Source organism: Paenibacillus sp. Z3-2 (assembly GCF_054161325.1).
The window spans coordinates 740,239-765,557 of record NZ_CP096397.1 but is presented as its reverse complement, the minus strand read 5'-3'; the positions used below and the strand labels follow the sequence as shown (position 1 = coordinate 765,557).

Genomic DNA, 25,319 nt, shown 5'->3' with positions numbered 1-25,319 from the left:
TTGCACAATGCTCAAATCCAATTAAATAAGAAAGTTAGGGAAAAATGAAAGCCATTTCTATACTACACAAACTCTCAACAAGAAAAATGTATTATATTGTATATAAATGACTTTTTTTGTCTTTAATGTAGACATTTGTTTTTTATCGTGCTATAAATAGCATAGCGCTGAAATACAGGGATTATAACCCATTTTTTTAATAAAATGGAGGGTACAATCTTGAAATTCAAAAAAACAATTACTTCTACTTTAGCCGCAGCAATGCTATTAGGCGCCTTATCTGGGCCGGCTACTATTTTTGCAAGTCCCGCTCCTACGAAAACAGTTGTATCTGTTAGTTCAACAATCGTTCCCAACAATCTAACTACAAGATCTTTCCCTACTGTTTCATCTAATACAGTTACTATAACTCCAACTGCTGTAAATAATGGTGATGTAGGAGCACAAAATCTTATTTCAAATGTTATTAAAAAAGCAATCACTTCTGCCCTTCGCTACGGTGGAGACTACCTAGGTAAATTACTCTCAAAACTTAGTCCTAGTGCAGGTAATTTTGTGATCAAATATTCAAGTAAAATTGCAGATTTACTCGATTCTATTACGAACTGGCAAGAAAATATTATTGCTTCTGGACTTGTTAGTATTGGAGTCCCACCAGCAGAGGCTTATGAAATTGCAACATACATTGTTTGGTTAGCAGGACTTTAAATTAAAGGTAGTTGAAAAATACTTTTACCTCAATCAGACTTTATTACCAGTAATTTATTTAAAATTACTTTTTTAGCATAAACTTGAGGTAGTTGAAAAAATATACTTTACTTCTTAAGAAGTAAAGTATATTTTATTTTTATGGCAATTAAAGTAATTTAGATGTTAATAATCCCATAGGAGGAAATATGAATTCTACCCACATACTTATTCTCTTTATTTTGATACTTTTTCTTTTTGTATCACTAAATGAAATCATTAAGTTTATAGCTCGCAAAGATAAAGAATCACCCCCACCAGTACACGTAAGACTTTGGCTTATCCCTTTGTTATCTCTATTGATCATTGTGCCTGTTGCCTTTTTCACAGCATTATATAGTTTGTTCTTTTATACTTTTGGTGGAATGAGTAATTCGTTATATTTTGAACAGATTGGTGATGGGATTATATTTTCTGTATTTATTTTAATTGGATTTATATTCTTCGAAACAATCATTCATCCTATTATCATTGCTGCCTTGAACTATGGTGTGCAAAGACGGGTTTCAGTTTATACCAGAAATTCTGTCACAATAATAATAGACAGTATCATTATTTACTTTTTGGCCTCTATCTTTGAAGGGGTGTATATCCAAGATTTCTGGTCCGCTCTATCCATTTCAGTTTTCTATCATATTATGGAATGGATCTTCACCTGGATTCACCATCTGTACAAAAAGCGCAAAAGTAGTACAACCTTATAATTTCATTCAGTCTGCCAAGTAAAAATGCCGACGCCTTCCTAATCATAAAGGAAGGTGTCGGCATTCTCATTTTAATTAGTTTCGTATCTCCAAACCTTATTAATAAATACGTATATACGTTTTACGGATTCACAAAAACAGTTTTCAACTTCGCTACATATAGCACGTCAAACCCAAGGCCTTCGGCTACCATGGCAAGGGGGACGTACGTTTTGGACTCTTTGCCTACCTTGTTCAGGAATGCAGGTGTATCCACGGTAACGGATGCTCCGTTAACCTTCACTGCATTGGCACCGATCTTCACGGCAACCTTCCGGTCTTCGTATGTAATGGTTGCTGTTGAAGTTTTGTTATCCCATACTGTAGTGGCACCGACCGCGTTCACGATATCCTGGATCGCGACAAAGTTTTTGCCATTGCGGATAATCGGTTTGTACGGTGTATTCAATGTTTTACCACTCACGATAATATTCATCGGTTCACCTGTATCAGGTGCAGTCAGCTTCGTGTAGTCGCCCCAGATCGTTTTGGCAAATTCTTCGGCAATGGCTGCATATCCGAATTGATTCGGGTGGAAATCGCGATTTTTGATCATATGTGTCATGGTGCCTTCACCGCCAATAAACTCCTTAGCTACGTGAGCCACCTTTACATCGGTACCCTGAGCTGTGAATTGAGCTGCAATTCCATCAATAGTCTGGGTGAAGCCTTGCGATGCCTCCATAAGTTTGGCATAGAGGGCCTTGCCGGCTACTTCTGGCATCGGTTGATACTGGTCAGCGATGACCATTTTAGCTGTCGGATTGATCTCATGGATATCATTTATCGTTGCACTAACATTGGCTGTATATGTTGCGAGTAATTCTTTTACCTTCTCTTCCAGTTCCTGATCACTCAGTTTGTCTGCTGTACCGAGAAGCTCAGATACGTCATTTCCCCCAATGGTGATTGCAACCAGATTAGCCTGTGCTATGCTCTCTCGAATTGCAGCAGTATTTGCTCCAATCTGTCCCGCTCTTGGATCGGGAAGACTCGGCTGAATAGTTTCGGAAGTGAGTGTCTTGCCTTCCTTAATTGCGGTAGTGAAGTTCTTGAGGCCGCTGGTTTTCAAACCAGCAATCCCGTAGTTATCCACCTGTGTACGTCCATGCAGCAAACCCTGCTCATGCAGTCGTTCTACATAACCATAAGGCAATTCTTTCGTGTTGGGCTCATACCCAACCGTTATGGAATCTCCCAATGTGACGATGCGGAACTCCTGGGTTACAGCTACTGCATCATTCGTCGCAGTCAGCGAAGCCTCGTTTGTACCCGCTGGCGATACGCCAGTTTTGACATCAGCAGCATGTGCAGGCAATGCGGATGATGTGAAGAACAGCATTCCTGCCAACATGCTCGCCGTTATACCGGCAGCTGTATTTTCCCATATACGTTTACGCTTCATTCGGGGTAACACTCCTTTAATCGAATCTATAATTTTACACTAATGTATAGTACATCTGTCGCTCCAATGACATAAATTTGTGTAACTCTATTCTATCATTTAAGGGCAGGCCTTGTCCTCTCTGTCAGAAACACACATGAAAATAACAGACTCCCTGAGAGGAGCCTGTTATTGGTTATCTTACAACTATAGAGTTCGTGGTTCGTTAAGATTCGGGCTTTTCCGAGTCTACCGAATTCGTATGACTCGTGTTGCTCTCCGCTTTTTTCCCGGCAGCTCGATCCAGGTACCGATCATAACGATCGTCCACTTCGCGTACCATCTTCCGGTACTTTAATGTTTCCTCGACAATTGGATCACGTTCCGTCTGTATCCGAACTTCATATTTGGGAGGAATCAGCTGGCGTTCACGCTGATCGGTGTCGCCGGACTCTTCCATGTCCCCTTCCGTCAGCATTTCACTGAGCCGTCGTTCCAGTTCTTTGGATTCATCCATTGTTTTCGCTCCTTTAATTAAAGTCATACATGCGTTAACCATACTATTGGACGTCCACTTCGTGTACAGAACCATCTTCCGATCGCTGTTATCCCCAGATTTCTTTGATTCCCTTATCCAAGGGAGAAATCCGGTGATAAAGGCGAGCACTTCGTTTCTTCAGATGCTTTCTGTCCCCTCCGTTAATGTACAATTTACAGGTTATTAAAGCATGGATGAGTTGAATCAACTCACTCCAAGCCGGTAGCCTTCGCTTCCTTCAACACATCTGTCAATGCATCATGGATGTGGCCGTTGCTGGCAACCAGATGACTTACAGACAATTGATAAGGCGTTCCGATGGTGTCGGTAACCTTGCCACCGGATTCTTCCACCAGCAGCGCGCCTGCCGCAATATCCCATGGTTTCAATCCAATTTCAGTGTAGGCACTGAGACGCCCTGCAGCAACATATGCCAGATGCATGGCAGCAGATCCGCCTGCACGCAAGTTACGAACTTGCGGAGCAAGAGCCTGCACAGCGGCCATATTAAGCGGTAGCGCATAGGTCGTATCTGCCGGGAAACCAACCGCAATCAGACTCTGATTCAGTTCCTGCTCACCAGATACAACCATACGGTTTCCGTGAACGTATGCCCCTTTACCTTTTTCCGCAACAAACATCTCATCACGGGAAGGGTCGTATATCACGCCGACAATGACTTCACCTTTATGGGCCAAAGCAATGGATACCGAGTAAAACGGAAATCCATGTACAAAGTTCGTCGTTCCATCGACAGGATCAACAATCCAAAGGAACTCTTCCTCCTCTGCCTCTTTCAGTGCTTTTGCTGAAGCTTCCGGTCCCGGTTCTACGCCTTCTTCACCCAGAATAGCATGGCTGGGAAAATGGGTCAGAATCAGGCGGCGGATCATCTGCTCCGCTCCTTTATCCACTTCGGTGACCAGATCCTGAGGTGAATATTTGGTTCCCAGTTCGCTTACCGTTCCAAGACGACTCTTGATCCATTCACCGGCCTTGGAAGCTGCATTAATGGCAACGGCAGTATAGCTTTTGCTTGTCACGACATAAGGTTGCTTTTCCTTCTCATTCAAAGCGTTCACTCTACTTTCTATATCAATCTATGAAAAGTTGAAATTCTTGTTAAAAGTATACGCCTCACAGGTCGTAAAGTTTCTCGTTGCCCAGGCCCCTTTTGACACTACGGATGAATGATGACGGTAGACTCGTCCACCCACTCCACACCCTCTTCGTGATAGAATGCCAGCTTCTGCATCAGTTGCACAAGAGCCTCATCCTTACGTTTGGCCTCAATCATCACGTCAAGCCTCGGGGTGTCTGCTGCAATATGACGCAAGAAGTCGAGCACAGGCTCTACCTCTACACCATCAGCATGCCCTCGCAGATCCTTCTCGCTCTTCGGACTGGACACATGAATTTTGGGTGGCAATGGCTGATCAGCCGGTGAATCTGCCTGAGCGAGCGGTGAATCCCATGTTTTCAGGATATCAGGCCACAGATCCCATGGCTGTTCACCCTCATTATTGACCCACTGGTGATGAATATCCAGCACCATGGGCAATCCCAAGTGCTGACATACAGCGAGTGTCTCGGCCGCATTGAACGTTTTGTCATCATTTTCGAGTGTCAGTCGCTCCTGAATGTCCCGATCCAGCTTCAAAAAGTTCTCTTCAAAACGAAGCCCCGCCGAAGGCTTGTCCCCGTATGCACCACCAATATGTATATTGTTCTTGGCAGTGGCATTCAGACCCATGGCATCCAGCATCCGAACATGATGGCGAAGGTCGCGAATCGAGTTGTGCAGAACTTGCTCGCGAGGTGTACTAAGTACGGTAAAATGATCCGGGTGAAAGGACACACGCATATGATTCGCCTTCACAAAATCACCAATGGCCGCAAAGTCCTGCTTCAGTGCCGGGAATGGATCCCAGTCATTCAAGTCCTCGTGTGTCGCCAGTGGAATCAATTTGGAAGAGAAGCGATATACATGAATATGGCTACCCTTGTTGTGCCGGAGTAATCGTAGTGTATTGTGCAGGTTCTCGGCTGCAATCCGTTCGAGCTTGCGGATGGCTGCTTCCCTGTCATCAATTTTGTTAAAACTGGACATGGTCATGGTCCGGGAAGGTGAGGCATTCTCAACAAGCACGGACATTGCCACATAACCAAAACGTACGAGCATGAATTTCTTCCTCTCTGTTAGGGCGGAAAACCTGCACGGCATATTCAACCGTTAGGATGTACCGTCACTGTATATAACCAAGTTTTACCCTAAAAGAGTGACCATAATCGTATTCTGGCAAATCAGTCCATCCGCCCTACAATCACACTGAGCAACTATTCCTGTGCTTGCTCTCCGAAGAACATCTCATCCGCGAGTGCGGTCTGAACGCGTGATTCTTCCTCGGTCAGTTTGCGGATCAACTGCATCTCTACCTCGGTTACTTCTTGACCCTGGAAGTTGATCTCTGCAATGGAAACCACGATCTTCACGATGGCTACAGCCACGTTATCGGGTGTATAAGCAATGACTTTCTGGCCGGTAGGAAATACCCGAAAGCCTTGTTTAACCATTTTGCCGCGACCGTATTCAAGCAGTTCGTACAGTTCCTGCTCACTCTTGAACTTGCATACGGAATTGAATTCAGTCTGAAATCCCATGCATACCCCTCCTGATCTTGTCGTCTCAGGCTACGCCTGTACGCCGTTCTCGTAATTCAGTGCCTGCTTGCGGTTATAACGCTCCAGTGCCAGCTCAATCATGCGATCCAGCAGCTCGGCATACGACACACCTGTCTCGCGCCACAAGAGTGGGTACATGCTGTATGGTGTGAAACCAGGCATGGTGTTGACTTCATTAATAAGCAATGCACCGTCATTTTTCCGAATGAAGAAGTCCGCACGTGAAATCCCGTTACCTTCGATCGCACGGAACGCCTGCAATGCTGCTTCGCGAATGCGATCTGCAGCTTCGGGGTCAAGTGGTGCCGGAATCAGCATCTGTGACTGACCATCGATATACTTGGCTGCATAGTCATAATATTCACCGGAGGATACGATCTCCCCTGGAACGGAAGCCATAGGCTCGTCATTGCCAAGGACGCTTACCTCAACCTCGCGTGCTTCAACGAATTCTTCGATGACTACCTTCGTATCGTACCGAAGTGCGAACTCGACAGCGGTTTTCAGCTCATCACGGTTACGCGCTTTGGAGATGCCCACGCTGGAGCCCAGATTAGCCGGTTTGATAAAACAAGGATATCCCAGTTCATCTTCCACCTGTACGATCATTTCGTGCTCTGTCTGCTTCCATTGTGTCGCGTTAAAATACGTAAAGGCACACTGGTCAATACCAGCCTGTGCGAACAGCTTCTTCATGACCACTTTGTCCATGCCGCCAGCTGAAGCGAGTACACCTGCACCTACATATGGCATATCCGCCATCTCGAACATGCCCTGAATGGTGCCATCTTCACCAAACGTACCATGCAGCAGAGGGAACATCACGTCCAGGGCTTCTGCTCCGCCATACAATCGGCCAAACAGTGCATTCAGTGCATCTTGAGTTCCACCCGCCGATTGCTCCAGCTTCAAATCTTCAATCTGCGCGAACGGCGCATGCATGACAGGTCCTTTTTTCCATGTACCTTGCTTGGAGATATAAAAAGGAACCAGTTCATACTTCTCATAATCAAATGCGCTCGTTACAGCAAACGCCGTTTGCAGCGACACCTCATGCTCGCCTGACTTGCCGCCGTACACGACGCCTACTTTTAATTTATCCATACTCATGCGTAACCTCCGATTATCTGTGCCTGATGCTGTCACCCTTGCATGCTCAGCACCCTTGTTATTCTGCTTGCGTTACCTGGTCTTATTTTACACGGAACTGGATGTCTGCGTCACCGCATCCCGAAAATCTTTCGTCATTAAAACTCATCTGCAATATGAAAAAGCCGGTATACCGTCCGCTCTGTCCAAGCGTAAGAATCCCGGTAATCCCAATATCGGTGACGACTGCTCACCGTATGTGCGTTAACAAGCGGCATGCCGCCCGCATCAAATGCGGTCACAACGGTGCTGTGCTGAAATCTGCCGTCTCCATCCCAATCGTAAAGAATAACATCTCCGAGCATCAGCTGCTCGGGACGATCTACTGCTGTGGCAGTCAGACCCCAGCTGCTGCCTGACAAGTAACGCTCCAGACTATTGGAAACCGCCCAGCTGAAACTCCACATTTCGGAGCCGTTCACATACCCCTTATACCACCAGCCAGCTTCTCTTCTACCAGTATAGTGGATGGGTGCGCCCCCTGCAAAGAGACATTGGGACACGTAATTGGTGCAATCCACATCAAATTCCTCATATGCCGGATTCCCTGCATTCCACCATCGATCTGCATAGGCAACTGCCAGATCTCTACGATACGCCTGCTGCCTTGAGCTTCTGCCTTGACCCAGAACTTCCCGATTCAGCAGCGGCCGGTTCATCGCCTGTACAAAATCGGCTTGTTGAAAGGGACGCCCTTCTCCAGCTGGGCGACGCTCCGGCACTTCCCGCTCGACCCGTCCAATGATCCATCCATCACTCTGCCGCAGAAAGGTTAACCGCTCCCGCTCAATCCGGTCCTCCCGATGGGTGATCCCGTTCTTCTCGTAGAACAGCCTGCTGTACAATTGTACATCCACCACCGCTTCTTCCTGTCCATCCATGAGAGTGCGCACAAGCTTGGCGCTGGTCTCGCTGCGAAGAGGCACGGCGCGCCGCTTACGGTACCATTCGTCCAGCCTTGCCATACGCTCTCCCCGTTCTACCACGAAGTCAGGATCGGTAACAATCCGTTCGCTGGTCTGTGGACGGTAGTCGATCTCACAGCGATTGTACTGGTTCACGTAAGTGTATAAGGCACTCTTCCATTCCCGTTCCAAGCCTATGTCCCCCTTTGGCATGAGTTCTGTCTGAAGTATTTCATTGCGTATATAAACTCCTACTATTCATATGAGAGGGTCTTCGGTTGTATGTACGTGTCTCGGGATGAAGTCTCTGAATTCGGTAAATTCAGGTACATGCGATATCTTATTCCTTCTCGCTTCACGAAAACGCCTTCATTGGTTCAAAAGCTTGCTTGAACAGGCAAAAAGCCCTTTACGTACAGAGGTGAAAACGGTATACTTAAAACTAAAGTTATGATTATGAAATTACGTTTCACCTGATGAAACTAACAAACGAGAACACGGAACGATGAAGGCCTGTTCTTCACGTAAATGAACGTTTTCTTCATCTCACCGACACATCCCAAGGAGGTACATGTATGTCAGCAAAGAATCATTTCTCCGCCGCTCGCAGTCTTGAGGTTGGAGGCAAGTCTTACCGCTACTACAGTCTCGATGCTCTTCAGGAAGGCGGCCACGGCGATCTTTCCAGGCTCCCTTTCTCCATTAAAGTGTTGCTTGAAGCAGCAATTCGTCAATTCGACGGACGTGCCATTACCGAAGAACACGTAAAACAACTGACCGGCTGGGCAGATGGCCGTGACAATAACAAGGAAATTCCATTCATCCCTGCACGTATCGTTCTGCAGGATTTCACCGGTGTACCGGTTGTCGTTGATCTCGCTGCAATGCGTGATACTGTGAAAAAAGCAGGCGGCGATCCGAAACAAATCAACCCGCTCGTGCCCGTCGATCTCGTTATCGACCACTCCGTCATGGTTGATGCTTTCGGTACCAACGATGCACTTGATTACAATATCAAGGTCGAGTTCGAGCGTAATGAAGAGCGTTACCGCTTCTTGCGTTGGGCACAAACGGCATTCAACAACTTCCGTGCCGTTCCACCATCCACAGGGATCGTTCACCAGGTTAACCTGGAGTATCTCGCTTCCGTGGCAGCAACAAAAACCGTGGACGGTGAAACCGTTGTATTCCCGGATTCCCTCGTAGGTACAGACTCCCACACCACCATGATCAACGGACTTGGTGTTGTTGGTTGGGGTGTTGGTGGAATCGAGGCCGAAGCAGGCATGCTGGGCCAACCGCTTTATTTTGTAACACCGGACGTTATCGGTTTCAAACTGACAGGCAGCCTGAGCGAAGGCGCAACAGCAACGGATCTGGCACTTACCGTTACCCAATTGCTTCGTAAAAAAGGTGTTGTTGGTAAATTCGTTGAGTTCTACGGACCAGGTCTTGCCAACATCGGTCTGGCTGACCGTGCAACGGTAGCCAACATGGCACCTGAGTATGGCGCTACCATCGGTTTCTTCCCGGTTGATAGCGAAACGTTGAACTATCTGCGCAGCACTGGCCGTCCTGACGAACAGGTTGAATTGGTTGAAGCTTACTACAAAGCTCAAGGCATGTTCCGTACTTCCAGCACCGTTGATCCTGAATTCACAGATGTGATTGAACTGGATCTCGGCTCTGTTGTACCAAGTCTTGCAGGACCAAAACGTCCACAGGATCGCATCGAGCTGAAACAAATGAAAGAAAGCTTCAACAGCATCATTCGCACACCTGTAGATAAAGGCGGCTACGGTCTGAGCGATGAGAAAATCGAACAAACCGTACCTGTGAAGCATCCGAACGGTTCCACCAGTGAACTGAAAGCAGGCGCTGTTGTGATCGCGGCGATCACAAGTTGTACGAATACTTCGAATCCAAGTGTTATGGTCGGAGCAGGATTACTCGCGAAAAAAGCAGTTGAACGCGGCCTGACCAAACCAGGATATGTGAAAAGCAGTCTGACACCAGGTTCCCTTGTGGTTACCGAGTACCTGGAAAAAGCAGGTCTGATCACGTACCTCGACCAACTCGGATTCAACGTTGCCGGCTACGGTTGTGCAACATGTATCGGTAACTCCGGCCCACTGCCGGACGAAGTGAGCGAAGCCATTGCTGAGAACGATATGACCGTAGCGGCTGTATTGTCTGGTAACCGTAACTTCGAAGGCCGTGTGCATGCACAGGTTAAAGCCAACTATCTGGCATCTCCACCACTCGTTGTTGCATATGCACTTGCGGGTACTGTGAATATTGACTTTGAAACCGATCCAATCGGTTATGATACGAACAATGAGCCTGTATTCCTGAAGGACCTCTGGCCTAGCTCCGAGGAAATCAAGGATACCATCGCAAGTTCCCTGAACGCTCAGATGTTCCGCAACAAGTACGAGAACGTATTTACAGCCAACGAGCGTTGGAATGCGATTTCTGTACCGGAAGGCGAATTGTACGAGTGGGATCCGAATTCCACGTACATTCAGAATCCTCCGTTCTTCCAAGAGCTTGGCGACACGTTGAACGATATAGCGGATATCCGTTCTGCACGCGTTATGGCATTGCTTGCGGATTCCGTGACAACGGACCATATCTCGCCAGCAGGTAATATTGCAGCATCCAGCCCAGCTGGACTGTACTTGAAAGAGCATGGCGTAGAGCGCAAAGACTTCAACTCCTACGGTTCACGCCGTGGTAACCATGAAGTAATGATGCGTGGTACGTTCGCCAACATTCGTATTCGTAACCAGGTAGCTCCTGGTACAGAAGGCGGTATTACGAAGTACCTGCCGACGGACGAAGAAATGTCCATCTACGATGCTTCCATGAAGTATCAGGATGAAGGACAGAACCTGATCGTTATCGCTGGTAAAGAGTATGGTACAGGAAGCTCCCGTGACTGGGCGGCAAAAGGAACATTCCTGCTCGGCGTCAAAGCCGTTATCGCGGAAAGCTTCGAGCGGATTCACCGCAGTAACCTGGTGGGCATGGGCGTAATGCCATTGCAATTCCAGGAAGGTCACGGCTGGTCCAGCCTTGGTCTGAACGGACGTGAAACGTATGACATTACGGGTCTCAGCAATGATGTGAAACCAGGACAAGAGTTGAAAGTAACCGTAACTCGCGAGGACGGTACACAGTTCGACTTCCCTGTCATCGCTCGTCTGGACAGCATGGTCGACGTGGATTACTACCATAACGGCGGTATCCTACAAACCGTATTGCGTCAAATGATGAAAAAAGCTTAATTACATCAATATTTAATGTGATGAAGTTATACCAAAAAGCTCCCCGCTACGTGCGATTTGCACGTGATGGGGAGCTTTTTTTATATTATTTAATTGTCGATATGCTCGATCAATCTAATTTTAATTAGGTTCATATCATTTAAAAATCAATTCTCAATCCAACTTCCAACTCATCAAGTGGCTCGGCAATACGATATATACCCCTACAATTTAATTTTTCCACGTTAATCCAGTCCACAAAATCATCTCCACCATAACTACGACAAAAAATAGCGTATTCCAACTTACCCTCATAATTAATGGACTCCATATATTCTGTAAATGGATGTTTCCCCTCTATACTCTGCAAAAAATCGGAAAATTCAATTCTCCACTCTTCTATCTCCTCTGCGTATTGATCGGGGACATAATAGTAGAAACCATCTGGCGTATAATACGAAATTTTCATTATCATTTGGAAGGCCTCCTAGTAGCTCGTCGAATATTGATTTAGAGTTTTAAAATCTCCATACCTTCTTTCAATTGTTCCAACACAGCGGTATAGTACTCAATGCTATCCGCAAGTTCGCGTTCAGTCTTATGTATTAAATAATAGGAATATTTCTGCATCAACTCATGCTCGTTTAACTCAATGGGTAGGTGAATAATCTCAATGTCATCCGAGTTAAAATGGTATCGATATCCTCTTTCCGACCATCCCACTTTCATTACTGTTTTTATAACTAACAGCTCATCACGTGTACAGGATCTTATCAGATCTGATCTTTTCTGTTCTAAAGCACGCACTACTTCTTCATCGTAGTGATTATTTTTAGCTTCAGCAATTTCGCTTTCAATTTTAATAATGGCTTTCATTGTTCCTGCTAGTTCTTTAGCCAATGAATACAATGTGTGCCCTCCTTTTTTGTAAGAAATAGGTCCTAACGCGTCTTCTCTACTCTAACTCATTGGCAATGTCACTCGCAAAATTTACTGATTCTATCCTTAATTTGATACCTTATGAAAATACAAAAAAACTCCCCGTTACATGCATTCTGCACAATGATGGGGGAGCCGTGGGTCCAGTATGTGTGTGTCCTCTATTTCTATTGCTTCAAGGCCGACTTTCTTCTAGTGTCCAATATAATGTGATGCTTGATCCAACAGTTGAATTTTACCCATGATGAGAAACAAACACGACAGGGCAATTAGCGAGCCTCCGACCCATCTCGACATGATCACTCGCTCCGTGATCTGTTTTTCCGAAGCATCCTTTACGCTGTGTGGATACACGAGAAACATCAGCCCTGCGCTAATAAACAGTACAGCCATTATAATCAAGTTGATCCCCTCCTTACACGTGACTTTCCTTAGAATTTAACTTCTTCGCCGTCACACGGGATTCTCCTACCACCAACAACCTTTTCAGGCCGATGGCCGTGGTCATAATAATATATCCAATCAAGCCGCCGAGCGTATTGAGCATTAGATCATCCACATCAAATATACCCATACCCGTCAACAACTGTGTCACTTCATAGCCCAGACTGAGCAGCAGGGACAGCAGGAACACCTTTACTCCAGAATATAATTTGTTACCCGTCAGCACAGGAATGAAGATGCCCAGCGGGATAAAAGCCAGTATATTCCCTAGCAGATGGATTGCGGTGCCTGGACGATGTAACGACAGGCTGTTCCAGTCTCGTGAGATTTCCTGAAATGGCGTCAGGTTTACGGTTCGCGTATGGATCAGATCCGGTTGTTGCAAGAATGCCATAAGCCGAACCTTCACGATGCCAAAGTCGACGGGACTTCCTTTGAACAGAATCAGCTTGGTAAGTAAGTATACGTAGACAATGAACACGGCAATCCAAAGGATGTAATGTTTGGTTTTCTTCTGGTTGTTGTGCTTCATGTTGCTCTTCCTCCCTGGTGTTGCCCTGTTATTTCTTAACGGTAACGATGACGCCATCCATGTTATCACCCGATATTTCATATTGGCCTTGTTCAGGTATGTAAACGGTTGTATCTTGGGTGGCCCGATAATAGCGGATATGATACGCCTCATCCTCTACTTCCACAGTAATGTTCTCTTTCTCTTTTAGCAAATCAAGGTACTCCTCCAGCACCAGATTGTTCTTATGCATAACAGCACTATGTGGCAACCCCACATATCGGAAGTGCCATGGTTCATACTGAATACCCGTAATGCTCACCTTATCCTTCGGGTAACGTAGAATGAATCCGTACCTCCATGCATTTTTCTCCAGCCAAGCCCCCTCGGGTGCTTCATTCATGCTAGCCAATGTGGAGCCGACATCCAGGGATAACCCCAGATTGTGCTCACTGTGACCCGCAGGAAGTGCGTAGTCTGAACCCTTTTCCCGATAAAGCTCGTCCTGCTTCGCAAAGTCCCTGTAGCCACTACTGATGAGGAAATATCGTACTCCCTCTTCTCCTGCTGCCTCAACCATCTTCCGAAACTCCTGTGCCACCTGCCGTGATAACATAATTTTCTGATCCTGTATTCCATATCCACGAAGCAGATCATCCTCATGCGCCACATATACAATATCGGATTTGACCCCTTCCGCATGAACCGGGTATTGCTTATTAACCAGTAACAAGTTGCCCTTATGTACCTGATCCTGAATGTTTCCGGTGACGGATACGGTATAACCTGCCGGGTTTTCACGCGTATTCTGAATCTCAATGGGTAATTCATCCTTCTGCTGAAGCCATCCCGGTGACTGCGTAACGATATATCCGATCAAAATGATGCATATCAAAAAGCCCCACTTTTTCATGCTTGTTCCTCCTTTTACCTCATACATCAAGGATAGAGAAAACTAGTTAAAGAAAAAGCAGGGCAATTCTAAAGTTTTTCTTAAATTTGCTGTCAGACCTCAATGGAATACAGGTAAACGAACTTCGAATTGCGTCCGTACCACATCACTCTGGGCCGAAATCGTACCATCATGCTGTTCCACTATATTGCGTGCGATAAATAGGCCGAGACCTGTCCCACCCTCCTGAGGGGTCCTGGCACGATCTCCGGTGTAATACATATCGAAGATATGCGGCAATTCCTCCGGACGAATATGTCCACCATAGTTAATCACCTGAATGATAACCTGATCTGCATCGTGATATCCGTTAATATCCACATACATACCATCCTTGCCGTGCCGTGCAGCGTTAATCAGCAGATTCTCGAACACACGAGCCAGCAACTCACCATCACCGGAGATGGTAAGTTCAGTGTCTATTTTTAATCGGGTGGTCAGATGATTCTTCTCGAATACAGGATAGAGTTCTTCGTTCATCTGTTTTAGCAGTTCACTAAGATCCAGTGGTGTCTTGTTTATAGGCAGCATGCCATAATTCATGCGGGTAATTTCGAACAAATCATCAATCAGCTTCTCCAGACGCTGTGACTTGGTGAATGCAATCGACGTAAAGTGCCTGACCTGTTCCTCCGTCAGCTGATCATCCTTCATGAGCAGATCCAAATATCCAAGCACAGAGGTCAGCGGTGTTCGCAGGTCATGCGCCAGATTGACAACAAGCTGGTCCTTACTATTTTCAGCAAAATCCCCTCGTTCCACCGCTTCCCTTAGTTTCTCACTAGCCAAGTTTACATCCTCTGCAATCGTACCTAATTCGTCCTTGGATGAGATCTGTACACGATGCTGAAAGTCACCGTTGGCCAAATGCCTGATCCCTGTGGAAATATCCTTGAAATACGTCGCGTAAGGCTTGGTAAACCAGAAGAAGAATAGAATGGCGAGCGGGATAAATAAGATCAGGAAGAAATAGATATCTCCGATACTTTTCATAAAATGACGATATTCAGCGAGCTGATCTTCAGCACGGACACCCGAATAATAGGCTTGTAAAAGCTTGTAAATCCCATAGGTGATTGCGCCAGAGGCAAGCATGCTTAACCCTAACAACATAATCATGGTCGTGCGAAAACTTCTTCGTTTAGTCATTAAACGTATACCCCACACCCCAAATGGTTTTGATAAACTTATTCTTGTTCACATCTTCCCCAAGCTTTTTGCGCAATGTGCGAATATGGACCATCACCGTGTTCCCGCTCTCATAATAGGCTTCTCCCCACACTTGCTCAAAAATGCTTTCCGCACTAAACACCTGTTTGGGGTGGCTCGCGAGCAGATACAGAATGTCGAACTCCTTCGGTGTTAGTTCCACTGGTTTGCCGTAGAGTGTAACGCGATGTTGATCTGGCATGATGATGAGCCCGCCCTTCTCCAGATTGGTGCGCTGCATAGGCGCCGATTGGCTGAACTGCAGGGAACGACGCAACTGAGAGTTGACCCGGGCAACAAGCTCCATCGGATTGAAAGGTTTGGTCATATAATCATCGGCGCCCATCACAAGTCCCGTAATTTTGTCCATATCCGACGTTTTGGCACTCAGGAAAATGATCGGCAGATGATGCTGCTCCCGAATTTTGCGGGTTACTTCGTATCCGTCCATGCCAGGCATCATGATGTCCAGGATCGCCAAATCTATCGCCTGGGTCTGGACGGCTTGAACCGCCGCCTTCCCATCGAAGGCTTTAATGGTGTGATATCCTTCTTTTTGTAAATGCAATGCAACCAGGTCAGCAATCTCAACTTCATCGTCTGCGATCAGAATCGTAATTCGCTTCATTGCTTATTCCACTCCTATGTGTGATGCTCAACAATATAACATATTTGAATCCAACAGATAAACCAATGAAAGGAATCCATAGATATGAAACTGGAGCGTTTGTTAGCTATTGTGGTGCTACTCATCAATCGCGGACGAGTACAAGCCAAAGACTTGGCAGATACGTTCGAAGTATCCATCCGTACCATCTATCGGGACATTGATACATTGGGTCAAGCAGGCATTCCAGTGGTGACGTATCAGGGCGCAAGCGGCGGGATTGGTCTGGCAGAGGGCTACCGTCTGGATCGAAACGTATTAACAGACAAGGACCTCGCGTCCATCGTCACTGCACTGCGCAGCGTATCCACCTCCCATGCCAATGCGGCGCGTGAGCTTCTGGTGGAAAAACTAAGCAGCATCGTGCCTGAAGCCAAGAATGATGATTTTCAGGCCAATACCAATCGTTTCATCGTCGATTATTCAACCTGGACACATCCCGAAGCACTGCAACTTAAGCTTCAACTAATCGAACAGGGCATGGATCAATTACGACCTGTCACCTTTACCTACTGCAGTGCGGAAGGTACACAGACTCACCGAACTGCCGACCCTCATACCATCGTACTCAAGAAGCATTCCTGGTACCTGTATGCCTTTTGCCACGAGCGAAATCAGTTTCGCATGTTCAAGCTTGTACGTATGCAAGATGTCACGCTTGCGAATGAGCACTTCGAGCGTAAAGTTATTAACCCACAGGACAGACCCTGGCAGCAGGAATGGACCCGTCCGGGCAGTCAGGCTGGGTTAACCTTGAGATTCCATGCTCGCGTCCGTCATCTAGCGGAAGAATGGTTCGGGATTGAGAACGTCATCCCTGATGGAAATGGCTATTACATCAGCCAGGTTGCTTTTCCCGAGGATGCCTGGTTATACGGGTTCATTCTGGGCTTCGGCGCGGATGTTGAAGTATTGGAACCTCAGCATATTCGGGACGAAGTCTGCCGTATCGCCGAGCAAATTGTACAAAATTATATAACCCCGACTCAAACCTGACAGACAGCTGTCCAGTTCCTCCCCGTATACTTCAGATATATTCAATCTGTACATATCCAAGGAGGAATTAATAATGAACGTCACTGTATGTCAAAGCTGCGGAATGCCGCTGACAACCCCTGCTCAATTGGGCACCGAAGCAGATGGAAGCACGACCCGTGAATACTGTATCTATTGTTACAAGGAAGGCACGTTCGAACAGCCTGGTATTTCAATGGAAGGCATGACCGAGATGTGTACTGCCATTCTGAAGGACGAGGGCATGGACGAGGAATCTGCTCGGTCGATGCTGCGTAACCAGCTGCCCTTTTTGAAACGATGGCGTACTACTCCGGTTGATCAACATGCGGAATTCCTAGCGGGGAACTCAGCTGCTGATACTCATCCAGGTCAGGTAACAACAGACAATTCGTTCTCTACCCAGCCGGTTCGTTATGTCACGCTCCCAAGCAAACGTCTTGCTGGCGTATCCGCCCGTACAACCAATGCCATTGAGATCAGTGGCAAAGGCTGTATTCAGGGACTCTGGAACAATTATTTTGCCTCAGAGCACCTCCCTGCACCGGAAGCTGCCCGCTATGGCTGTTACGCGGATTACACCGATGGCATAACCGGAGAATACACCATACTGGTGGGGCATGAGGTCAGCTCCGATGAATCCTTACCTGAAGGATTGGATGACATTCTGCTCCCTCCTGCGACTTACGCCGTATTCACTTCCAGAAAAGGACCCATGGCAGAAGTTGTCGGCGAAGCATGGGGAGCCGTGTGGGCATGGGACAAACAAAGCGACCGGACCTTCACAGGAGATTTCGAATTGTATGATGAGCGCAGCCTGAATCCCGAAAGTGTACAAGTCGATATATACATCGCTGTTCGTCAAAATAGATAAAGAATACGATATACATCTCAGACAGAATCAAAGTTAGTTCGCATCCTTCTTCATATCACATCAGCTGCCGAGTTTGCTCGGCAGTTTTTTGTCATAACCGGAACTACATAACCACCTAAGCAACCCGACTATGGTACCAAGTTAGTTAGCATGCTTTGCATCATTCAACCAGATAATATGCCTCATATGCCGGTACCATTGACTTCCTTAGAATTAGGACTATTCACATAACAACCAATTCCATCCTCCCACATGAAACCTGTCATATCAGGTTCTTTACTCCTGAATTTCCCTAAAAACGTTTACATCTGCTCAATACGGGGTAAAATCACTACAATCCAATTGGATTTACATTCTAAAGTCATCTATTTCGTCTAACAAGTCATATGTACCTATATGCGCACCTGGCAACATAACCAGTCGAAATACATAATTTAAAAATAATGCATCAAAGGAGGAACCAAGATGATCCGCATGCCTATTCAGCAAATGATCCCGTACCACCACCAATATCCGCGCAACACGGCGACCACTGCTCCTAAAAAGGAGAATGAGAACACTCAAGGTCTATCCTTTCATGAAATTCTGCAGCAAAAAATGGCGAAGAAGAATGCGTCTCCTTCCCCTCGATAAAATGGCCACCGGACCTTATTCGAGTACGGTTATCAACCGTCTTTCCGCAGCTTGGCGGAAGGGCGGTTATTGGCGTTGAGCAACAAACAACTGTACAGTCCTCAGTCATGTTTTTATAATGGTTTAAATATCTTCAAGATCCATGACATATACGAACTGTAAAAGGGGACTTAGCCTATGATCACCATTGGTTGTTTTCACGCACACTATTCCAACATCGCTTTAATTGAAGAAACGCTTGCTCCTTATGGTGTTGAATTGGTCCATTACGTCGATCCAGGTTTGGATCGTCTTAAACATGATGCTGACTTTTCTGATGTGGTCATTCACGAAAAAGTAGCACAGACGCTCCACTGGATCGCTGAGTGTCATGCAGATGCCATTCTGGTCACGTGTACCCTCTTTGCGACAGTACTGGGGCAAGAAGCCAAACAGGTCCCTGTGCCTGTGATTGGCATAGATGATCCGCTATTGCAGGAAATGCGGCGAATATCAGAGGATTACATCATCGTTTTCACCAACCCCGCAACCATTGAAGGAACGATGGCACGGGTGAATCAGGCGTTACAGCAAGAGGAGGAAAATGGGCAACTATACGTTTCCCAGACACCTCAGACGGAAGCAGTGTGCATTCCGGGTACATTCGAGTTGATTATGCGCGGAGATAAGCGAGGGTATCACGAAGCGGTACGTGAAGGATTACAGCAGATTGCTGTGCAGTATCCCGGTAAAAGGGTAGTCGCAGCCCAGCTCTCCATGGCTCCTGCAGCTTCACAGGTTACAGCAGACATGGGCATTGATATCCACAGCCCGTTGGCATTGCTTGCGACGTATTTGGAAAAGAATTTGGGGTTAGTTCGTCAATAGTAGCGGATTTGGGGTGAAGTATTACAATCACTAAAGACATGTGAAAACCAATATATAGGTTCCTTTTGCAAAATATAAATGCTCTCGAATAAGAGCGTTTCAAATGGTATAACCACTTTGTACAGCCAACCTATGGTGGAAAATAGACTTACTTCCATCTGTAGGTAGTCCTATGAACTTCTCTTTTAACGACGTAATCGTGTTCCCCATGTTAATTATTGCGCTCCTAACATATATCGATCGTAAAAATAAGTGACCCGGCCACAGGTTGACAGCTTGACGGGTCACTTCATCTGAAACTGCTGCACTCGGAGGGATATCTACTGCAAATCCTGTTCAGGTCAGAGCTGATTACAAACAATTAAGAAACTGACATCACACAACATTCTTATTATCTACTCAGACTGTCTAAAATGCGCTGTAACGACGCCTAGGGCGTTTCGGTTTCGGAGAACCATCGTTTCGTTTGCATTCCGATTGTCACTGTATCAATCTCTTAAGACATTGATTAGGTAAAATTCAGCGAACATGATATTTTGCGTGTCGAGAAATAATACTTACACACACATTCTAATTGCTGACCTCAGCTCCTTGCCAAACGCTGGCATTAATCCTTTTTGTTATTTTTTTTAATAAATTCTGCAATTCTGATAAAACTCAGGTTCGTTAGTACATACAGGTCTTCTTGCAAAATTACTTCAAACTTTTTTTCAATATTAACAATAACTTTGATAAAATCAAGGGAATCCATATAATGCGACAATTCTAGATTCCCTTCCAGACTGGTCAGCAATTTAACCTCATTCAAAGTTCCTGACTCTTCAGCTCTTTGCAATAGATGAGCATTAATGATTTCAAGTAACTCTTGAGTAATCGTATCCATAGAATACATAAGACGCTCCTTTGTTCTAATATGTTGACACCCACAACAAAAAAATGTCTTTGATCCTCTTATTTCTTCAATAAAAAATTTTCATAAAAATTAAGCTCGGCATTATAAATGTTGCTGATTCGATCAGGCAATTGAGAAAATTGTTCAACTTTGAATTGATTGGAGTACACATACTTGGCCACGATCGCTCTAATAATGCTCCATTCATTAATAATACCATCTAGTATGACACATAAGGGCTCCTGTTCTATTTGCAAAAGTTCCAGCTTATAACGCTCGGCTTGTTTCGCCAAAATGAGTGAATTCAGCTTATCCAGTTGTTGCTCAGCATAATCTATGGATAACGGTTTTTTCTGCATTAACTTCCCATATAACAATTCTGAAACTTCTAGCAGTTGTTCTAGACCTGCTGTAATTACGTTCATATTTGCCCTAGTCATTTCTTGGTATTTTTCAGCTTCGTCAAGTGCCATTGAGTTAACTTGATTTAACTTGTAAAATTCATAATAGGAATCCTGTTTCATTGGTCCCTGATTGAATTTATAATCAAATGCAAAGTACGCCCGTTCCAAAGCATCCACCCCAATCGTTTTTTTGTCATAGGACAGATTCTCCATCTGTAAATGTTCAATTACATGGAAATCATCAGTCGAATCATCATATCCATGAACTAAAATGGTGTGTGGCAAATGTTTTTTTTGGAAAGTGTCTTTGCGCATCGGTATTTCGTAACAATCGACCCATAGCACAACAGGTCTCTCCATATCTATCGCATTCTTAATTTTATCAACGACTGTTCCGACAAACCGTTCCTTCTCGGCTGCGACTCCAAGCTCTACAAGAGCTTCTGAAAGGTCCTTGTTGGTCCTGTGAGAGATTCCGCAAAGCACTCCTCCCCCTGTCCGGGTCGTTTCGTACACAGCCCAATCGTTAATTAGTAATGGTAATATACCACGCTGAAAATGCCTTATAACCGGAAATAAAGAATTATACAAGCAGCTTTTATAATAAATTTCATTAAAAGGTTCTATGGGTTCAATGATCTTTTGCATCCCTTTTTCCCCGCTTTCGTTAGAGCACCCACTTAGTCCTCCACCTTAAAATTCGATTTTTTTAGAGCTCTCGCTATTTTTTCAAGCGTTTGGTCTCGTTCAATATCCAAATGGTCTACCGCAACTCCATGCTTTTCTAGTTCAACCTCGACCCGAACGACCAGTAAGGAGTGTCCGCCTAAGTCGTAAAAATTGTCATCCACCCTGATTACATCACGTTCGAACAGTTCGCCCCATATGCATGCCAAACGTTGCTCAAGTTCCGTATACTCACCGGACTCTCTTCCAACCAATAGTACATCATTGAAGGACTGTTGTTCGCGTATCGATCCTTGCGTCATTTGTTGATTTACATTCGCAGGGATGATCTCACTTAGAATTATTCGTGGTCGATTCGAATGTAAAATCAGGTCAAGTGCAGTCAACGCAGAATAAGGTTTAATATGATGGCTGATCATACTATTATTTTCATTGACGCTATCATCGACTGCCACTCCAAATTCCTTCCAGGCTGGCCAGTTAATAGAACAAGCCGTCATTCCTAATCTAGTTCGGTAGGATGCGAATGAATCCAGAAATCGGTTAGCAGCAGTATAGTCTCCCTGCCCCACTCCTCCGCTAAGCGAAGCAATCGACGAACACAGCACAAAAAAGTCAATGTCATTCTCTTTCGTGAGCATGTGTAAGTTCCACGTCCCCATTACTTTTGGGGATAAGACTTCTTCAATTTGCTCTTGGCTTCTTCTGAACAACATACCCTCTCCAGCGATTCCTGCTGCGTGAAAAATACCATTTACTTCTCCCAAGCTATCCCTAACTTGCTGGAAGAGCAACTTCATTTGATCGTAATCAGAAATATTTGCGCTGTAAGAATATATGGAGGAACCTCGGCTCTCCATTTCCTCGATGCTCTCAATAATGCGTTTTTGCTTAGGATCATCCCCCGCTTTAATTAAATTCCAATTTTCGCGGCTCGGTATTGGAGTCCGGCTTACAAGTACAATAGAGATTTGGCATTGCCTCGCCCAATGTTTGGCCACTTCTAAGCCAATATCTCCATGTCCTCCAGTAATAATATAAACACCATTGCTGCGAAGGGCACTCGTTTCCGTTTTCTTGAAATCTGCTCTTTCTAAGCTTTCTATATAACTAACACCGTTTCGGTACGCGCATTCCATCGTTTCTCTGATTGGTGATAAAATTTGTCCAAGTGTACGAGGCTCAATTGTTGTATCCAAATCAAAGCTGCGAGTATATAAGTACGGATGTTCTTGATGAATAACCTTCGCCATTCCAAGCATAGCGGCACCGATAGGATGAACGTTCTTTTCTTCTCCTATCACAGAGTTTGCTAACCTCGTAAGCATGGTAATCACCACTTCTTGCCTTCGCTGATTCTTGAGCAACGCTTTCGTTAAAGAAGCCAAACTATACAAGCCACGAACGAGACTTTCCTGCAGCTCCAAAGTTTGATGTGCCAACCTTTCCTCGAGATCAAAGCTATGAATGATATGTCCAATCTTCCCTACTTGTTCAATTAATAACAGGTAGTCTGAATCTTTGCTCGAAATTACATAATTACAATCAGTTACTTTTTTGAACTCGGATCCATAATAAACTTCAATATAATCCACGTTTTTATTTTCCAGAAATGTACTGATACGGTCGCATATTGGAGCAGTCGTTCGAAAAAAAACGGTTTTCCCGTCTATTTGTTCCGGGATCTTGTCCGTGAAATTTTTGGGGACCCATTTCGGCTGATAATAGTAACACTTCTCTTCATGTATGGATGTTAGAGTCTCTTGCCTCTCAACTGGCTGTACATGGTCTTTCGGAATGTTGATCCAGCATCTACTTTTAGAATAGCTGTAAGTTGGTAAACTTACTTTATTATAAGAATGTTTTGGATACAACTTTTTCCAATTCATCTCTGCTCCTTGCGTATAGGCCTGAGCAAAATCATGAAATATCCTTCCCGCATTAGATGTATCTTTGTTTACACTGAACAGCAGCTCCTTGACATGCTTAGAGTCGGCCGCAATTTCAGGATATTTTCTGCTAGCTTTATTAGCACTGACGTTATGGCTACCATAATAAATATGATGATCTTCCATCGTAACAAATGGAGTTCTAACAAACCGTTTCAATTGCTTAAGTAATTCTTCTATACTGCACACCTTTAATACTAAGCGATGAGTGTAGTGGCCTCTCCCCGTAGTAACGGTGTAACACACATCCCCTATGTTATAATGGTTGGCTGAACTCGATAGAAAACTTATATAATTATTAACAATATCCAACATGTTATCTTGCTCCATAGCAGATATCGTAAAAATATGAGAAAAACCGTCTACAAATGTCTCTTCTCGTTCAGGAGCCTCCTCTAAAACGACATGGCAATTCGTTCCGCTTAAACCAAATGCACTTACCCCGCATCTTCTTATCGAACTTGTTGAACGCTCCCAATGAATTAAATGGTTCGCAATATAAACTGGCGAATCAATCAATGATATATTAGGATTAAGATTTTTGAAATGTAGCATCGGTGGAATTTTTTCGTGCTTTAGGGCGAGCACTGCTTTAATAAAACCTGCAATTCCCGCTGCATGATCCAAGTGACCAATATTCGTTTTGACGGAACCGATAGCGCAAAATTTTGTCTTTGAGGTATGTCTGCGGAATGCATTATGTATTCCTTGGATTTCAATAGGATCACCCAGTTTTGTTCCCGTACTATTAGCTTCCAGGTATGAAATCGACTCGGGATTGATTCCGGCATCTTGCCATGCTTTGAGTATCACGCGCTCCTGTGCAGTCGGATTTGGTGCTGTCAGCCCCACTGAACTCCCATCATGATTCCATGCACTGCCCTTCACTACAGCATAAATATGATCATGGTCTAAAATCGCCTGATGAAGTGGCTTCAGCAAAACAGCTGCGACTCCCTCTCCCGAATTTGGTCCGCCCGAATCTGCATCGAATGGCCGAGTATACCCTTCTGACGATTCATAGCTCATTTTGTAGTCGTTCGAATGACTGTTCGGCAACATATCAATCTTGACGCTTCCAGCTATCGCCGTATTACATTCACCCGTTCGAATGGAACGACATGCCAGATGAAGTGCAGACAAAGATGAAGAACATGCAGTATCCACTACGCTGCTGGGTCCCTTAAAATCAAACGTATGGGAAATTCTACCTGCAATAATCGATTTTAAGTTTCCTGAATTTGTAAGACTCTCAAGCTCTGGAGCGGACATTTGCGCAAATGTTTTGTATTCAATTGGCCCGTCGCTTGATAATCCGACGAACACTCCAGTTTCGCTGCCAAACAGTTCCTGTCCCCCATATCCTGCATCTTCCATGGTAGCATAGACAGTCTCCAGAAAGAGCCTTTGATGCGGATCCATTAATCGAGCTTCAGTAGCGGTTAAAGAAAAAAACTTATAATCGAATGTATCAATATTGTGAAGATAAGTAGCTTTCTTGAATTCCTGATAAGTGAGACCTCTTTGTTTTAGCACGTCTGTAATATCTTTTTTGCGTATTTGTGGCAGTTCTTCAATTAAAGCTTTCCCTTCAACCATAGAATCCCAAAATTCATTTTTATTTTTTGCGCTTCCAATCTTACAAGATAAACCAATTACTGCAATATCTTTATTTGAGATTTGTTCAATTTGAATATTCTCATTCGTTAATAGCACTTCTGAAACATCAAAGTGGACTAGTCCTTTTTTCACAATGTGCCCTCCAATCTGAAACTTACTCTAATGTATGAATTGTAGAACAAAGGAGGAGAAGGAGATTTTCTCCCCTTCCCCTATTATCAATGTTCACTTCATACCCTT

General features: G+C 45.0%; 24 protein-coding genes. 7 read left to right on the top strand and 17 right to left on the bottom strand.

Features of this window, described 5'->3' with window-relative positions:
* Positions 1–219: 219 nt before the first annotated feature.
* Positions 220–708 carry a hypothetical protein gene (locus tag M1D71_RS03330; protein WP_458125240.1) on the top strand — a complete coding sequence of 163 codons (489 nt, stop codon included), beginning with the start codon at positions 220–222 and terminating at the stop codon, positions 706–708.
* Between the two features lie 188 nt (positions 709–896).
* Positions 897–1,451 (top strand): hypothetical protein, encoded by a 555-nt coding sequence (locus M1D71_RS03325; RefSeq protein ID WP_458125239.1) that lies wholly within the window; start codon positions 897–899, stop codon positions 1,449–1,451.
* Positions 1,452–1,572: 121 nt separating this feature from the next.
* Here M1D71_RS03325 and M1D71_RS03320 read toward each other — a convergent pair whose 3' ends face one another.
* From M1D71_RS03320 to M1D71_RS03290, 7 genes are all read right to left on the bottom strand, one after another.
* Positions 1,573–2,895, bottom strand: a complete 1,323-nt coding sequence (locus M1D71_RS03320) for a stalk domain-containing protein (RefSeq protein ID WP_458125238.1) — start codon at positions 2,893–2,895, stop codon at positions 1,573–1,575.
* A gap of 205 nt (positions 2,896–3,100) precedes the next feature.
* The gene (locus tag M1D71_RS03315; RefSeq protein ID WP_458125237.1) at positions 3,101–3,391 is read right to left on the bottom strand and encodes a hypothetical protein; all 291 of its coding nucleotides are present in this window, start codon (positions 3,389–3,391) and stop codon (positions 3,101–3,103) included.
* A 230-nt stretch (positions 3,392–3,621) separates the two neighbouring features.
* Positions 3,622–4,485, bottom strand: a complete 864-nt coding sequence (locus tag M1D71_RS03310) for an inositol monophosphatase family protein (protein ID WP_458125236.1) — start codon at positions 4,483–4,485, stop codon at positions 3,622–3,624.
* A gap of 107 nt (positions 4,486–4,592) precedes the next feature.
* Complete coding sequence (gene uvsE / locus M1D71_RS03305) at positions 4,593–5,594, bottom strand: UV DNA damage repair endonuclease UvsE (RefSeq protein ID WP_458125235.1); 1,002 nt, start codon at positions 5,592–5,594, stop codon at positions 4,593–4,595.
* 155 nt (positions 5,595–5,749) lie between these two features.
* Complete coding sequence (locus M1D71_RS03300; RefSeq protein ID WP_336765484.1) at positions 5,750–6,073, bottom strand: hypothetical protein; 324 nt, start codon at positions 6,071–6,073, stop codon at positions 5,750–5,752.
* Between the two features lie 30 nt (positions 6,074–6,103).
* Positions 6,104–7,204, bottom strand: coding sequence for a D-alanine--D-alanine ligase (locus tag M1D71_RS03295; protein WP_458125234.1), 1,101 nt, complete (start codon positions 7,202–7,204; stop codon positions 6,104–6,106).
* Between the two features lie 137 nt (positions 7,205–7,341).
* Complete coding sequence (locus M1D71_RS03290) at positions 7,342–8,361, bottom strand: amidase domain-containing protein (RefSeq protein ID WP_458125233.1); 1,020 nt, start codon at positions 8,359–8,361, stop codon at positions 7,342–7,344.
* A gap of 362 nt (positions 8,362–8,723) precedes the next feature.
* On the opposite strand from M1D71_RS03290, the gene acnA reads away from it, so the two are divergent.
* Complete coding sequence (acnA, locus tag M1D71_RS03285; RefSeq protein ID WP_458125232.1) at positions 8,724–11,438, top strand: aconitate hydratase AcnA; 2,715 nt, start codon at positions 8,724–8,726, stop codon at positions 11,436–11,438.
* A 139-nt stretch (positions 11,439–11,577) separates the two neighbouring features.
* On the opposite strand, the gene M1D71_RS03280 is transcribed toward acnA, so the two are convergent.
* From M1D71_RS03280 to M1D71_RS03250, 7 genes are all read right to left on the bottom strand, one after another.
* Positions 11,578–11,892, bottom strand: a complete 315-nt coding sequence (locus M1D71_RS03280) for a hypothetical protein (RefSeq protein ID WP_458125231.1) — start codon at positions 11,890–11,892, stop codon at positions 11,578–11,580.
* 35 nt (positions 11,893–11,927) lie between these two features.
* Positions 11,928–12,326 (bottom strand): hypothetical protein, encoded by a 399-nt coding sequence (locus M1D71_RS03275; RefSeq protein WP_458125230.1) that lies wholly within the window; start codon positions 12,324–12,326, stop codon positions 11,928–11,930.
* Positions 12,327–12,548: 222 nt separating this feature from the next.
* Positions 12,549–12,758, bottom strand: coding sequence for a hypothetical protein (locus M1D71_RS03270; RefSeq protein WP_458125229.1), 210 nt, complete (start codon positions 12,756–12,758; stop codon positions 12,549–12,551).
* 13 nt (positions 12,759–12,771) lie between these two features.
* Positions 12,772–13,332 carry a VanZ family protein gene (locus M1D71_RS03265; RefSeq protein ID WP_458125228.1) on the bottom strand — a complete coding sequence of 187 codons (561 nt, stop codon included), beginning with the start codon at positions 13,330–13,332 and terminating at the stop codon, positions 12,772–12,774.
* A 28-nt stretch (positions 13,333–13,360) separates the two neighbouring features.
* A complete protein-coding gene (locus M1D71_RS03260; protein WP_458125227.1) occupies positions 13,361–14,224 on the bottom strand; it encodes a M15 family metallopeptidase in 864 nt (287 codons plus the stop codon).
* Between the two features lie 99 nt (positions 14,225–14,323).
* Positions 14,324–15,412 carry an ATP-binding protein gene (locus tag M1D71_RS03255; protein WP_458125226.1) on the bottom strand — a complete coding sequence of 363 codons (1,089 nt, stop codon included), beginning with the start codon at positions 15,410–15,412 and terminating at the stop codon, positions 14,324–14,326.
* A complete protein-coding gene (locus M1D71_RS03250; RefSeq protein ID WP_458125225.1) occupies positions 15,405–16,100 on the bottom strand; it encodes a response regulator transcription factor in 696 nt (231 codons plus the stop codon). The genes M1D71_RS03255 and M1D71_RS03250 overlap by 8 nt, the downstream gene beginning before the upstream one ends.
* 84 nt (positions 16,101–16,184) lie before the next feature.
* Between M1D71_RS03250 and M1D71_RS03245 the strand changes: the two genes are divergently transcribed.
* The 4 genes from M1D71_RS03245 to M1D71_RS03230 all read left to right on the top strand — a co-directional run bounded on the left by M1D71_RS03245 (position 16,185) and on the right by M1D71_RS03230 (position 19,527).
* Positions 16,185–17,135 carry a helix-turn-helix transcriptional regulator gene (locus M1D71_RS03245; protein WP_458125224.1) on the top strand — a complete coding sequence of 317 codons (951 nt, stop codon included), beginning with the start codon at positions 16,185–16,187 and terminating at the stop codon, positions 17,133–17,135.
* 73 nt (positions 17,136–17,208) lie between these two features.
* On the top strand, positions 17,209–18,027 hold the full coding sequence (locus M1D71_RS03240; protein ID WP_458125223.1) for a zinc ribbon domain-containing protein: 819 nt from the start codon (positions 17,209–17,211) through the stop codon (positions 18,025–18,027).
* A 465-nt stretch (positions 18,028–18,492) separates the two neighbouring features.
* Complete coding sequence (locus M1D71_RS03235; protein WP_458125222.1) at positions 18,493–18,660, top strand: hypothetical protein; 168 nt, start codon at positions 18,493–18,495, stop codon at positions 18,658–18,660.
* 177 nt (positions 18,661–18,837) lie between these two features.
* Positions 18,838–19,527: a hypothetical protein gene (locus tag M1D71_RS03230; RefSeq protein ID WP_458125221.1), complete on the top strand. Its 690-nt coding sequence runs from the start codon at positions 18,838–18,840 to the stop codon at positions 19,525–19,527.
* A gap of 607 nt (positions 19,528–20,134) precedes the next feature.
* Here M1D71_RS03230 and M1D71_RS03225 read toward each other — a convergent pair.
* From M1D71_RS03225 to M1D71_RS03215, 3 genes are all read right to left on the bottom strand, one after another.
* Positions 20,135–20,410 carry a hypothetical protein gene (locus M1D71_RS03225; protein ID WP_458125220.1) on the bottom strand — a complete coding sequence of 92 codons (276 nt, stop codon included), beginning with the start codon at positions 20,408–20,410 and terminating at the stop codon, positions 20,135–20,137.
* A gap of 68 nt (positions 20,411–20,478) precedes the next feature.
* The gene (locus M1D71_RS03220) at positions 20,479–21,471 is read right to left on the bottom strand and encodes a BtrH N-terminal domain-containing protein (RefSeq protein WP_458125219.1); all 993 of its coding nucleotides are present in this window, start codon (positions 21,469–21,471) and stop codon (positions 20,479–20,481) included.
* A 32-nt stretch (positions 21,472–21,503) separates the two neighbouring features.
* The gene (locus M1D71_RS03215; RefSeq protein ID WP_458125218.1) at positions 21,504–25,211 is read right to left on the bottom strand and encodes an SDR family NAD(P)-dependent oxidoreductase; all 3,708 of its coding nucleotides are present in this window, start codon (positions 25,209–25,211) and stop codon (positions 21,504–21,506) included.
* Positions 25,212–25,319: the final 108 nt, after the last annotated feature.